Origin of the sequence: Microbacterium sp. VKM Ac-2870, from assembly GCF_015350795.1 — a bacterium.
Taxonomy (GTDB): Bacteria; Actinomycetota; Actinomycetes; order Actinomycetales; family Microbacteriaceae; genus Microbacterium.
The window spans coordinates 576,769-590,193 of the sequence record NZ_JADKSH010000001.1 but is presented as its reverse complement, the minus strand read 5'-3'; the positions used below and the strand labels follow the sequence as shown (position 1 = coordinate 590,193).

10 protein-coding genes are annotated in these 13,425 nt (G+C 67.0%); 8 read left to right on the top strand and 2 right to left on the bottom strand.

Translation table 11 applies throughout. The features are described 5' to 3' along the window. Window positions 1–188 precede the first annotated feature (188 nt). The 4 genes from rpsA to coaE all read left to right on the top strand — a co-directional run bounded on the left by rpsA (window position 189) and on the right by coaE (window position 5,246). The gene (gene rpsA / locus ITJ43_RS02865; protein ID WP_194581954.1) at window positions 189–1,640 is read left to right on the top strand and encodes a 30S ribosomal protein S1; all 1,452 of its coding nucleotides are present in this window, start codon (window positions 189–191) and stop codon (window positions 1,638–1,640) included. A 104-nt stretch (window positions 1,641–1,744) separates the two neighbouring features. Then, a complete protein-coding gene (locus ITJ43_RS02860) occupies window positions 1,745–3,424 on the top strand; it encodes a sensor histidine kinase (protein ID WP_194581952.1) in 1,680 nt (559 codons plus the stop codon). Continuing rightward, a complete protein-coding gene (locus ITJ43_RS02855) occupies window positions 3,421–4,617 on the top strand; it encodes a diguanylate cyclase (protein ID WP_194581950.1) in 1,197 nt (398 codons plus the stop codon). Before ITJ43_RS02860 ends, ITJ43_RS02855 begins: the two co-directional genes overlap by 4 nt. Window positions 4,618–4,619: 2 nt before the next feature. Next, window positions 4,620–5,246: a dephospho-CoA kinase gene (gene coaE, locus ITJ43_RS02850; protein WP_194581948.1), complete on the top strand. Its 627-nt coding sequence runs from the start codon at window positions 4,620–4,622 to the stop codon at window positions 5,244–5,246. Here the strand turns inward: coaE and ITJ43_RS02845 are convergent. Beyond that, window positions 5,243–5,848 (bottom strand): DUF4126 domain-containing protein, encoded by a 606-nt coding sequence (locus ITJ43_RS02845; RefSeq protein ID WP_194581946.1) that lies wholly within the window; start codon window positions 5,846–5,848, stop codon window positions 5,243–5,245. The genes coaE and ITJ43_RS02845 overlap by 4 nt on opposite strands. Before the next feature lie 98 nt (window positions 5,849–5,946). Between ITJ43_RS02845 and uvrB the strand changes: the two genes are divergently transcribed. Both uvrB and ITJ43_RS02835 read left to right on the top strand, forming a co-directional pair. Continuing rightward, window positions 5,947–8,016 carry an excinuclease ABC subunit UvrB gene (gene uvrB, locus ITJ43_RS02840; protein ID WP_194581944.1) on the top strand — a complete coding sequence of 690 codons (2,070 nt, stop codon included), beginning with the start codon at window positions 5,947–5,949 and terminating at the stop codon, window positions 8,014–8,016. A gap of 72 nt (window positions 8,017–8,088) precedes the next feature. Next, window positions 8,089–9,699: a UDP-N-acetylmuramoyl-L-alanyl-D-glutamate--2,6-diaminopimelate ligase gene (locus ITJ43_RS02835; protein WP_323741102.1), complete on the top strand. Its 1,611-nt coding sequence runs from the start codon at window positions 8,089–8,091 to the stop codon at window positions 9,697–9,699. A 23-nt stretch (window positions 9,700–9,722) separates the two neighbouring features. Here the strand turns inward: ITJ43_RS02835 and ITJ43_RS02830 are convergent, their stop codons facing one another. Continuing rightward, window positions 9,723–9,965, bottom strand: a complete 243-nt coding sequence (locus tag ITJ43_RS02830; protein ID WP_194581942.1) for a hypothetical protein — start codon at window positions 9,963–9,965, stop codon at window positions 9,723–9,725. 33 nt (window positions 9,966–9,998) lie between these two features. Here ITJ43_RS02830 and ITJ43_RS02825 point away from each other — a divergent pair, with 33 nt between their 5' ends. Continuing rightward, the gene (locus ITJ43_RS02825) at window positions 9,999–10,436 is read left to right on the top strand and encodes a MarR family winged helix-turn-helix transcriptional regulator (RefSeq protein WP_194581940.1); all 438 of its coding nucleotides are present in this window, start codon (window positions 9,999–10,001) and stop codon (window positions 10,434–10,436) included. 69 nt (window positions 10,437–10,505) lie between these two features. Next, on the top strand, window positions 10,506–13,424 hold the full coding sequence (gene uvrA / locus ITJ43_RS02820) for an excinuclease ABC subunit UvrA (RefSeq protein WP_194581938.1): 2,919 nt from the start codon (window positions 10,506–10,508) through the stop codon (window positions 13,422–13,424). The last annotated feature ends 1 nt before the right edge of the window (window position 13,425 follow it).

Below are 13,425 nucleotides of genomic sequence, written 5' to 3'. Positions count from 1 at the left end.
GCACCGCGGTGATCCGGCGATTCTGATACTCTGGAGTGTCATTCGTGTGGCGCTGCGCCGCGCAATCATGACACGCAATCCCTGACCGACCGCTCTGGCGGCGATATCCGTTCGTCTTCGAACGGGTGCCGCACCACGACCATCCGCGCCAGAGCCCGACACCCAACCCAACAAGGACAACCCACTACATGACTACCGCAACGACCGCCCCGGCCACCAAGCAGGTCGCCATCAACGACATCGGATCTGCTGAGGACTTCCTGGCCGCGGTCGAGAAGACCCTGAAGTTCTTCAACGACGGCGACCTCATCGAAGGCACCGTGGTGAAGATCGACCGCGACGAGGTGCTCCTCGACGTCGGGTACAAGACCGAGGGCGTCATTCCCTCGCGCGAGCTTTCCATCAAGCACGACGTCGACCCCAACGAGGTCGTCAAGGTCGGCGACGAGGTCGAAGCCCTCGTTCTCCAGAAGGAGGACAAGGAAGGCCGCCTGATCCTCTCCAAGAAGCGCGCACAGTACGAGCGTGCGTGGGGCGACGTCGAGAAGATCAAGGAGAACGACGGTGTCGTCACCGGCTCCGTGATCGAGGTCGTCAAGGGTGGCCTCATCGTCGACATCGGCTTGCGTGGCTTCCTGCCCGCATCGCTCATCGAGCTGCGCCGTGTCCGCGACCTCACCCCCTACCTGGGTCAGGAGATCGAGGCCAAGATCCTCGAGCTTGACAAGAACCGCAACAACGTCGTGCTCTCGCGCCGCGCCCTGCTGGAGCAGACGCAGTCCGAGTCGCGCACCACGTTCCTCAACAACCTGCACAAGGGTCAGGTTCGCAAGGGCGTCGTGTCCTCGATCGTCAACTTCGGTGCGTTCGTCGACCTGGGCGGCGTGGACGGCCTCGTGCACGTCTCCGAGCTGTCCTGGAAGCACATCGAGCACGCCTCCGAGGTCGTCGAGGTGGGCCAGGAAGTCACCGTCGAGATCCTCGAGGTCGACCTCGACCGCGAGCGGGTCTCCCTGTCGCTGAAGGCGACGCAGGAAGACCCGTGGCAGGTGTTCGCCCGCACCCACGCGATCGGTCAGGTCGCGCCGGGCAAGGTCACCAAGCTCGTTCCGTTCGGTGCATTCGTGCGCGTCGCGGACGGCATCGAGGGCCTCGTGCACATCTCGGAGCTCTCCGGCAAGCACGTCGAACTCGCGGAGCAGGTCGTGTCTGTCGGTGAAGAGGTCTTCGTGAAGATCATCGACATCGACCTCGAGCGTCGCCGCATCTCGCTGTCGCTCAAGCAGGCCAATGAGTCGGTCGACCCCAACGGCACCGAGTTCGACCCGGCGCTGTACGGTATGGCCACCGAGTACGACGAGAACGGCGAGTACAAGTACCCCGAGGGCTTCGACCCCGAGTCGGGTGCCTGGCTCGAGGGCTTCGACGCTCAGCGCGAGAAGTGGGAGCAGGAGTACGCCGCTGCCCAGGCTCGCTGGGAGGCGCACAAGCTCGCCGTCGCCAAGACGCTCGAAGCTGAGGCCGCTGCACCGACCGAGACCGGTTCGTCGTCGTTCTCCTCCGACACCTCGAACGGCGGCGGAACGCTCGCCGACGACGAGGCTCTCGCGGCTCTTCGCGAGAAGCTGTCGGGTCGCTGAGAAGCAACATCGTGAACAGGGCCGTCGCCCCGGATTTCTCCGGGCGGCGGCCCTGTCGCCGTTGTCTTCGTCCTGAGTGCTTCACGCGGCTGTAACGTCATCCCATGGAGCCCCCTCTTCGCTCCGCCGATGGTCGCATCAGCGGAGAACTGCACGACCGCGCGGCGGCGAACAATCAACTCGTACTCTGTGCCGTCGTGGGCGTCCTGTTCGTCCTGGGCTTGGCGACGGACTCGCTTGCCGACGCCGGACAGTTCGGCATCGCGCTGCTGCTCGTCGTCGCTGGCGGTATCGCCGCCCTCGCCTTCCCATGGTCGCGCGTGCCCCCCTTCTGGGTCGCGCTCATCCCGATGATCGACGTCGCCGCGATCGCCGTGCTGCGCGTCTCGGATCCGGGCGGAGGCTTCGCGCTGTTGTGGGTGTTCCCCGCGATGTGGCTGCCCACCCTCGGGAGGGTCGGCTTCGCGTTGGCGGCCGTGGGCATCCCCGCGGTGTACTGGGTGATTCTCGCGAACGGCTCGGCGCACGGAATCTACGCCGTCGTGCTTCTTCCTGCGATCATCGTGGCGGTCAGCGCTGCCAGCTATTCCTCCGCGCGGCGACATCGTGCCCAGCGCCGCCTTCTGGACCGACAGGCCGTGCGCGCTTCCGCTGCCCACCGCGAGGCGCTCCGCCAGGAGCAGGTCGTGAGCGAGGTGCTCGACACGGTCGACTTCGGCGTGATCCGTCTCAGCGAGGCCGGCGAGGTCGTGCTCGAGAACGACGCGCAGGTGCGCTTCGGACACATCCCCGGGTTCCTCTCGACCGGCTCCGACACCGCCGAGGTGACCGACGAGGATCTGTCGCCGCTCGATCCCTCGCAGCATCCCCTTCTCCGCCTGCAGCGACGCGAATCGTTCGAGGAGGTCGTGTTGTGGTTCGCCGTGCCCGACGGCAGCCGACGGGCCATCGCTTTCACCGGTCGTCACCTGAACGATCACAACGGCACGCCGGCAGGTGCCGTGCTCATCGCTCGCGACGTCACCGTCGAGCACGAGGCGCAACGCGTGCGCGACGACCTCGTCGCGTCGATCTCGCACGAGCTGCGCACGCCGTTGACCTCGATCCTCGGTTACCTGGAGCTCGTGCTCGACGGGGGCACCCTCACGGATATCGCACGCCGCCAGATCGACACGGCACACCGCAACAGTGAACGTCTGCTCAGCATCGTGACGGACATCTTGTCGGCGTCGTCGCGCTCGGGGTCGTCGATCGACACGCGGCCGCGTCCTCAGACGCTCGACATGGTCGAGGTGCTGAGATCGGCCGTCGCCGCCCTCGAGCCGGTGGCCGCAGACCGGTTCGTGACGGTCCGCGTGGATCGTTCAGGATGGGCGCAGGCGTACGCCGACCCGTCGCGCATCCGCCAGGTCGTCGACAATCTGCTCGCGAACGCGATCAAGTTCAACCGGGACGGGGGCACCGTCACTGCATCCACCGCCACGGACGGCATCCACACGGTGGTCCGCATCGCCGACACCGGCATCGGCATGACCCCCGAATCCACTGCGCGGGTGTTCGACCGGTTCTTCCGTGCGACGCCGCTCGTGCCCGGCAATGGGCTCGGCTTGTCGATCACCCGCGATATCGTCACGGCGCACGGCGGAACCATCTCGGTCGATTCGGTCGCCGGAGAGGGAACCGTCTTCACGGTGGTGCTCCCCGCCACGAGCGACGTGTACGAGCGTGATCTTGCCATCGCCCGCGGCGCAGCAGACTCGTCGGACGAGGATTCCGCTCGATGACTCTCGATCTGTTCAGCGTCACCGTCATGACGGCGATCGTCGCGTCGGTCGCAAGCGTCACCTTCATCCTCGACACTCTCCTCCGCCGAGACACGGGACCGGGCCGGCTCTGGGCCGTGGCATTCTTCTGCGGCCTCGCCACCACCTTCGCCTATATGGCGTGGTCGGCGGGTGTGGGAGGGGCCGTGACCGTGGCGGTGGGCAACACGCTGTTCGTCTGCGTGGCGGGTTTCATGCTTCTCGGATGCCGGTTGTTCAACGACCGTGCGCTGACGACCGCGGCGATCGTCGTGGGGCTGCTGGCCCTCGCAGCCTTCGTCGTCGCCCTCATCGAGTATCCCGTGCGGGGAAGCTGGGGTGGGTGGAGTGTGATGGCCGCGTCGCTCGTGGTGTTGTTCGCGTCGGGTGCGGCGGAATCGTTGCGAACTCCGATGCGCCGACTGCCCAGCGCCTGGACGCTGTCTTTGGTCCTTGCCGTGGCCGCCGCGTTCTACGCGCTGCGGCTTGTGGTGTTCCTCGCCTTGGGCCCCGAGAGTGCACTCTTCTCGACCTGGCTGGGATCGGTCAGCGCGAGCATCGTCACGGTGATCCTGACGATGGTGGCCGCCATGGTCACCTCGGTGCTGCGATCGCACCGCACGAGTGTGCAGCGGTACGAGTGGCTCACCTCCAACGGCGTCGCGGCGGACGGCGTCATGCTCTCTCGCACATTCGCAGGTGCTCTTGCCGACATCTCCGAGCGCGCCTCGTGGCGGCACGAGGGGATCGCGGTGATCGTGCTGCGCGCCGACGGCCTGGACGAGATCGGCGACGCGTTCGGCGGTGACGTCGTCGACGCGATCTCCGCCACCTGTCGCCACGCGGTGCGCGTCTATGCTCCGGCAGCGGCCCTCGTCGGCGAGGATGGCGACGGCCAGCTCGCCATCTGCACCTTCGCCGAATCCACCGCCGACACGCGCCGCATCGGTGGGGCGCTGTTTCGCGGCGTGATCGACGAGCTCACAACGACCGATCACGGGCGCCTTCCCTCGGTTGGCGTCGGCGCCGCGCTCACGCAGATCGTGGGACACGACCCCGATGTTCTCCTCAGCGCCGCGCGCGAGTCGGCGTTGCGTGCCGCCCGGATCGCCGAAGCCTCGGTGATCGTCGCGGGCCCGCCGACGTCGTCCTCGTCAGACGTGGCATCCTCGTAGTCATGCCCTTGATCGCTCTCACCGGCGGAATCGCATCGGGAAAGTCCACCATCGCGCGCCGCCTCGCGGAACGGGGCGCAATCGTGGTCGACGCGGACGCGATCGTCCGTGAGGTGCAGCAACCGGGCAGCCCCGTGCTGCACGCCATCGCGGATTCCTTCGGCGCCGGCGTCATCGCCGCCGACGGCTCGCTGGACCGGCCCACCCTCGGCGCGATCGTCTTCTCCGACAGTGCGGCTCGCCGACGGCTCAACGCCATCGTCCATCCCGCGGTTAGGGAGGAGTCCGCCCGGAAGTTCGCGGAGGCGTTCGCCACCGACCCGCACGCCGTCGTCGTCTACGACGTGCCGCTTCTGGTGGAGGCGCGCGCCGATGATCCGTGGGAACTGGTCGTGGTCGCGCACGCTCCGGCATCCACTCGCGGAGAGCGTCTCGTGGCGTTTCGCGGGATGACGCCCGACGATGCGCGGGCCCGCATCTCCGCACAGGCCGACGACGACGCCCGTCTCGCGATCGCAGACGTCGTCATCGACACCACCGGAACGATCGATGACACGGTCGCCCAGGCGGACGCCCTGTGGGATCGGCTCACCGCGTCGGGTGGCAGCGACGAACGAAGCCTCGTCTAGCGCGTCGCCGCGGTCGAGCGTTCCGCCGATGCACGTCGGCGCCGTCGACGCAGGAGCACGATCGCGGCGAAGACGAGTCCGACGATCAGCACCCCCGCGAGAGCCGGGACGAAGATCGCGGCGAGGATGAGGACGAACGCCGACACGTCCTCGCCCGCGGAGAGCACCGGCGCCGCAAGACCTGCGGTGGCGACGTTCGCGACCGGTCGCACCGACGCCTTCAGAGCGTGGATCGCCAGGGCGATGACGACACCGATCGCGATGGGCACCCACGTTCCGCCCGAGAACAAAGAAGGGTCGTCGACGCGCACCGCCTCTGCGCTCGCGCCCGCGCCGAAGACAATGCCGCCGGATGCCGGGCGCACGACCGTCTGCAGAACATCGTTGACCGAATCGATGGCGGGGATCTTGTCTGCGACGATCTCGACGACCAGGAGGATGCCGGTGATCCACAGGGCGGCGTCGCTGGAAAGCCACGACCACGAGCTCGGCAGCTGGATGACCGGCAGGAAGCGGTCCAGCAGGCCCAGCACGAACAGCGGCATCCACGCGTTCAGGCCTGCGGCGGCTGCAAGGCCGGATCCGACGAGGAACTCCACCATGTGCCCAGGGTACGTGGGCTTCCGGCAGGGCGTCGTGCCGAGGGATGCCGTCGGCGAACGCAGGCCCGAATGTCGGAAGCCGACTCTACGCTGGAGGAATGCAGACCACGAGATCCGTTCGGCCGTTCGAGGTCATCAGCGAGTACGTGCCCAGTGGCGACCAGCCGCAGGCCATCGCCGATCTCGCCGCGCGGATCAACGCCGGTGAGACCGACGTCGTACTTTTGGGTGCGACCGGAACCGGTAAGTCGGCGACGACGGCCTGGCTGATCGAGCAGGTGCAACGCCCGACGCTCGTGCTCGCTCACAACAAGACGCTCGCTGCGCAGCTCGCCAACGAGTTCCGCGACCTCATGCCGAACAACTCGGTCGAGTACTTCGTGAGCTACTACGACTACTACCAGCCCGAGGCTTACGTTCCGCAGACGGACACGTTCATCGAGAAGGACTCTTCGGTGAACGCAGAAGTCGAGCGGCTCCGCCACTCCACCACGAACGCACTGCTCAGCCGGCGCGACGTCGTGGTGGTCAGCACGGTGTCGTGCATTTACGGCCTCGGTGCGCCGGAGGAGTACTTGCGGGCGATGGTGGCTTTGCAGGTGGGGGAGCGTTACGACCGCGACGCTCTGATCCGCAAGTTCATCGCGATGCAGTACAACCGCAACGACGTCGATTTCTCGCGCGGCAACTTCCGCGTGCGCGGAGACACGATCGAGATCATTCCGGTGTACGAGGAGTACGCCGTCCGTATCGAACTGTTCGGTGATGAGATCGAAGCGTTGTACATGCTGCACCCGCTCACCGGCGACGTGGTGCAGAAGCTCGACAGCGTCCCGATCTTCCCGGCCTCGCACTACGTGGCCGGTACGGACACCGTTCACCGCGCCATTGGCACGATCGAGGCCGAGCTCGCCGAGAGGCTGAAGGAACTCGAGGGCCAGGGCAAGCTGCTCGAGGCGCAGCGACTGCGCATGCGCACGACATTCGATCTTGAGATGCTGCAGCAGCTCGGCTTCTGCTCCGGCATCGAGAACTACTCGCGCCACATGGACGGTCGCGCGCCGGGTGAGCCCCCGCACACCCTCCTCGACTTCTTCCCCGACGACTTCCTCATGGTTATCGACGAGTCGCACGTCACCGTCCCGCAGATCGGGGCCATGTACGAGGGCGATGCTTCGCGCAAACGCACGCTCGTCGACCACGGTTTCCGCCTCCCGAGTGCTCTGGACAACCGTCCGCTTCGCTTCGACGAGTTCAAGAACCGCATCGGTCAGACCGTTTACCTGTCGGCGACACCCGGGCGCTACGAGATGGGCATCGCCGACGGCATCGTCGAGCAGATCATCCGTCCGACCGGTCTCGTCGACCCCCAGATCGTCGTCAAACCGTCCAAGGGTCAGATCGACGATCTGCTGGAGGAGATCCGCATCCGCGTCGAACGCGATGAGCGCGTGCTGGTCACCACGCTCACGAAGAAGATGGCGGAAGAGCTCACTGACTTCCTCAGCGAGCACGGTGTGCGCGTGCGCTACCTGCACTCCGATGTCGACACGTTGAGGCGCGTCGAACTGCTCACTGAGCTGCGCCAAGGCATCTACGACGTTCTCGTCGGCATCAACCTCCTGCGCGAAGGTCTCGACCTCCCCGAAGTGTCACTGGTCGCCATCCTCGACGCCGATAAAGAGGGGTTCCTTCGCAGCGGCACCTCGCTCATCCAGACGATCGGTCGCGCCGCGCGCAACGTGTCGGGCGAGGTCCACATGTACGCGGACAACATGACCGATTCGATGCGCTCGGCGATCGACGAGACCGAGAGGCGTCGCGACAAGCAGATCGCCTATAACACCGCACACGGCATCGACCCGCAGCCGTTGCGCAAGAAGATCGCCGACATCACGGACGTGCTCGCACGCGAAGCCTCTGACACCAAGGCGATGCTCGCGCGCAAGGGCAGCAGCGGACGCGGCGGCTCACCGACGCCACGCCTGCGTCGCGAAGGCATCGCCGCCGAGGGCGCGATGCAGCTGGAATCGACGATCGAGGACCTCTCGAACCAGATGCTGGCGGCCGCGGCGGAACTGAAGTTCGAGCTCGCCGGGCGGCTGCGTGACGAGGTACAGGATCTCAAGAAGGAGTTGCGTGCCATGGAGCGGGCGGGCCACGCCTGAACCGGCCGTCGGCCCGGCGTATGAACGGCGCGGGCGACGGGCGCGCCGCGTCGGATTTGCTATCGTCGCCGGGTGAGTATCGAGGATTTTGCCGTGTCGGATGAGTCGGATGCCGCGGCGGGAGAGTCCGCTGCCGCCGTCGAGGCGGGCAATCGTCCCCGCCTCGTGACCCCCCGCACCCTCGAGGAGATCGCGGCGCATATCCCCGGTGCCCGCGTGCACGGTTCGACGAGCGTGACCGGCATCGCGCTCAGCACAGCGATGACCCAACCCGGCGACCTGTTCTTCGCCCAGCCCGGCGCACGCACGCACGGTGCGAATTTCGTCGTGGCCGCCGTGGCTGCGGGGGCGGCCGCGGTGCTCACGGATGAAGCCGGCGCCGCTCTCATCGACGGGGCATCCGACGTCGCCTCGCTGCCGCGCATCGTCGTCGACCAGCACCCTCGTCGCTTCCTCGGATCGCTCGCGGCATGGTTCTACGGCCGGCCCGCCGAGTCCCTCAAGACCATCGGCATCACGGGCACGCAGGGCAAGACGTCGACGACGTACCTGGTCGACGCCGCCCGGCGGTCGATCCGCAGCGGCGTCATCGGCTCGATGGGCACGCGCATCGACGGTGTCGCTGTGCCGTCGACCCTCACCACGCCCGAGGCGCCGCAGATGCACGCCCTCCTCGCCCTCATGCGCGAACGCGGCGTCGAGGTCGTCTCCTCAGAGGTGTCCAGTCACGCGATCACGATGAATCGCGTCGACGGCCTCCGCTTCGACGTCGGTGTGTTCCTCAACCTGGGGCACGATCACCGCGACTTCCACGGCACGCAGGAGGCCTACTTCCTCGCCAAGCGCGAGCTGTTGACGAGCACGATGTCGGGCATCGGCCTCGTCAACATCGACGACGGCGCGGGGCGTCGTCTGCACGCCGACCCCGAGCTGCAGACCCAGTCGTTCTCGGTGACGGGGCGCCCGGCCGACTGGCGTGCCGTCGACATCGAGCTCGGTCTCAAGGGATCCTCGTTCACCGTCGTCGGACCTGACGGTCAGACCGCGCGTTTCACGACACCGATCGTCGGCGAGTTCAACGTCAGCAACATCCTCGCCGCCGTCGCCGCGCTCGATCTGGTCGGTCACCCGTTGGACGCTTCAGTCGAGGGCATCGCCGCGTTCACGGGCGTCGAGGGCCGGGTGCAGTTCGTGCCCGTGGATGCCGAGTTCCAGGTGGTCATCGACGCCGGGCACAAGCCGGAGGCCATCAACGCCCTGCTGTGCGCGCTGCGTCCGCTGACGCCGGGGCGGATCATCACGGTGATCGGCTCCAACGGAAACCGCGACGTCCACAAGCGTCCGCTCATGGGACGCTTCGCCGCGATGGCGTCGGACATCGTCATCGTGACCGACGACAACCCGGCCGACGAGGATCCCGCGACGATTCGCCGCGCCGTGGTGCGCGGAACCCGCGGATCGCGCGCGGAGGTGTTCGATGTGGGCGGACGTGCCGAAGCGATCCACAAGGCCGTCGAGCTGGCGGGGGAAGGCGACCTCCTCGCGATCGTCGGAAAGGGCGACGAGCGCCACCAGATCATGCGCGATGGAGTGATCGTGCCGCACAGCGATCCCGATGAGGTCGAGTGGGCCCTGCAGCGTCGTCGCGACCAGAACGCGACCCCGCCGGCATCCGACCGCTGAGATCTCTCCGGGGCAGGGCTCTCTCAGGGGCAGTGCATGAGCGGCTTCGGGCCGCTGCGGTCGAACGTGTGCGCCGACATGGCGGCGCCGCACAGCGGGCAGGCGCGCTCGGCGCGCTCGGGCTCGGGTTCGACGTCGTAGGGGCCGACCGATGCCGGACCGGCGAACCGGATCAGTCGCGTGTTGAGGTAGGTGTACCAGCCTCCCGCCTCGCGCACCCGCTCGCGGAGCGGTGGGCGTTCCGGTTCTTTTCGTGTCATGACCATTAGTGTACTAACTAATTGGTCTAGGATGGCAGGGTGGATGCCCGCGACGATCTGTTGAAGCTCGAGAATCAGCTGTGCTTCGCGCTGGTGACGGCGGCGCGCAATGTGGTCTCCATCTACCGGCCGGTGCTCGAGCCGCTTGGACTCACGCATCCGCAGTACCTCGTGATGCTCGCACTCTGGGAGCAGTCGCCGCGGTCGCTGGGTGATCTGGCCGAAGAGCTGGCGATGGAGCCGGCCACCCTGTCCCCGCTGGTCAAACGCCTGGAGTCGCAGGGCCGCGTCTCGCGCGGCCGACGGGCCGACGATGAACGGGTGCTCGAGATCGCCCTGACAGCCGACGGTCGGGCGCTGCGAACATTGGCGCTGCCCGTGCCCGAACAGATCATGGCGCGCGTGGGGATGGATGCCGCCGAGCTCGCCGGGCTTCGCGATGCGCTGGCGCCGTTCGCTGGTCGACGCGCGGACTGATCGGCGCCTCGCGCTACGCCGAGAGCGCACGTCGGATCCGGTGTCTGAGGCCACACCTAGACTTGTGCGGTGCCCATCGTCCCTGTCGCCTCGTCGAAACTCAGCGTCCGCGGAGCCCGTGTCCACAACCTCAAGAACGTCGATCTGGACATCCCGCGCGACTCTCTCGTCGTGTTCACCGGCCTGTCCGGCTCCGGAAAGTCGAGCCTTGCGTTCGACACGATCTTCGCCGAGGGTCAACGGCGCTATGTCGAGTCGCTGAGCGCCTATGCGCGCCAGTTTCTGGGGCAGGTCGACCGCCCCGACGTCGACTTCATCGAGGGGTTGAGCCCCGCCGTCTCGATCGACCAGAAGTCGACCAACCGCAATCCGCGTTCGACGGTCGGCACGATCACCGAGATCCACGACTACATGCGCCTGCTCTGGGCGCGCATCGGCATTCCGCACTGTCCCGAGTGCGGTGCGCGGATCCAGCGGCAGACCGTCCAGCAGATCGCCGACCAGCTCATGGAGCTCCCCGAGCGCACGCGCTATCAGATCGTCGCCCCCGTCGTCAGCCAGAAGAAGGGCGAGTTCGTCGACCTCTTCAAGGAGCTGTCGGCGAAGGGATACGCGCGCGCGGTCGTCGATGGCGACCTCATCCAGCTGGCCGAGCCGCCGACGCTGAAGAAGAGCTACAAGCACGACATCGCTGTCGTCGTCGACCGTCTCGTCGCCAGTTCCGACATCCTCGGCCGCGTCACCGACTCCGTCGAGACGGCCCTGGGTCTTGCGGGCGGCATCATGCAAGTGAACTTCGTCGACGAAGAGGGCGACGACGCGTGGGTGAGCTTCAGCGAGAAGCTCGCGTGCCCGAACGGGCACCCGCTCCAGCTGACCGAGATCGAGCCGCGCACGTTCTCGTTCAACGCCCCGTTCGGCGCCTGCCCGACCTGTTCCGGCCTCGGAACACGCATGTCCGTGGACGTCGAACTCATGCTCGGCGACGAGGACCTCTCGATCAACGAGGGCGTCATCATCCCGTGGACCACGCAAGGCAAGGGGCTCTACCAGTACTACGAGCGACTGCTCGTGGGCCTCGCGGACGACCTCGGGTTCTCGCTCGACACGCCCTGGCGCGACCTCCCCGGCGAGGTACAGGACGCGATCCTCCGCGGCGAGGACTACAAGGTCACGGTGAAGTGGCGCAATCGCTACGGCCGCGAAATGCGCTACTCGTCCGGTTTCGAGGGCGTCGTGCCCTACATCGAGCGTCAGTACACCCAGGCCGAGACCGACGCGCAGCGTCAGCGTTGGGCCGAGTACCTGCGCGAGGTGCCCTGCGCGGTCTGTCATGGCGACCGGTTGAAGCCCGAAGTGCTCGCCGTGCTCGTACACGAGCGGTCGATCGCCGACGCGTCGCGGATGAGTCTCGCCGAGGCGCAGGAGTACTTCGCCCAGCTCGAGCTCTCCGATCGTGAGGCCCAGATCGCGGCCGCGGTGCTGCGGGAGATCCGCGCGCGCCTCGACTTCCTCGTGCAGGTCGGACTGAACTACCTCAGCCTCGGGCGAGCCGCGGGTTCGCTGTCCGGTGGCGAGGCGCAGCGCATCCGTCTGGCGACGCAGATCGGCTCCGGCCTCACGGGCGTGCTCTATGTGCTCGACGAGCCGTCGATCGGTCTCCACCAGCGCGACAACCGGCGTCTCATCGAGACGTTGGTGCGACTCAAAGACCTCGGCAACACGCTGATCGTCGTCGAGCACGATGAGGAGACGGTGCATGCCGCCGACTGGATCGTCGACATCGGTCCGCGTGCCGGCGTCGACGGGGGAGAGGTGGTCCACTCGGGTCCGCTGTCCTCGCTGCTCGAGGAAGAACGTTCCCTGACCGGCGCCTACCTCAGCGGCCGTCGGGCGATCGCGACGCCGAAAAAGCGCCGCAAGATCGACAAGAAGCGCATGCTCACCGTCGTCGGGGCGCGGGAGAACAATCTCCAGAACGTGACGGCCGAGTTCCCGTTGGGGGTGCTCACGGCCGTCACCGGCGTGAGCGGTTCGGGAAAGTCGACACTGGTCAACGGCATCCTCTACGAAGTGCTCGCCACGAAGCTCAACGGCGCGCGTCGCGTCGCCGGCAAGCACACTCGTGTGACCGGTCTCGACAACCTCGACAAGGTCGTGCACGTCGACCAGGCGCCGATCGGACGCACCCCGCGGTCCAACCCCGCAACCTACACCGGTGTGTTCGACCGCATCCGCACGCTCTTCAGCGAGACGCCGGAGGCTAAGGTGCGCGGCTACCAGCCCGGCCGCTTCAGCTTCAACGTCAAGGGGGGGCGCTGCGAGGCGTGCTCGGGTGACGGGACGATCAAGATCGAGATGAACTTCCTGCCCGACGTGTACGTCGACTGCGAGGTGTGCCACGGCAAGCGGTACAACCGCGACACGTTGGCCGTGCACTACAAGGGCAAGAACATCGCCGAGGTGCTCGAGATGCCGATCTCCGAGGCGGCTGAGTTCTTCGAGCCGATCCAGGCGATCCACCGCTTCCTGAAGACCCTCGTCGATGTCGGTCTCGGTTACGTCCGTCTCGGTCAGTCCGCCACGACCCTCTCGGGCGGCGAGGCGCAACGCGTCAAGCTCGCCACCGAACTGCAGCGCCGCTCAAACGGGCGCAGCATCTACGTTCTCGATGAGCCGACGACGGGTCTGCACTTCGAAGACGTCTCTCTGTTGCTGCAGGTTCTGGGCGGACTGGTCGACAAGGGCAACACGGTCGTGGTGATCGAGCACAACCTCGACGTCATCAAGTCGGCCGACTGGATCATCGACCTCGGCCCCGAGGGCGGGTCTGGCGGCGGACAGATCGTCGCATCCGGCACCCCCGAGCAGGTAGCCCGTGTCGAGGAGAGCCACACCGGGGCATTCTTGGCCGAGATCCTCGCGTCGGAGCGGTCGGGTCAGGAACTCGCCGCGCAGGCTCGGGGGCCGGTGCGGAAGGCCGGCTGAG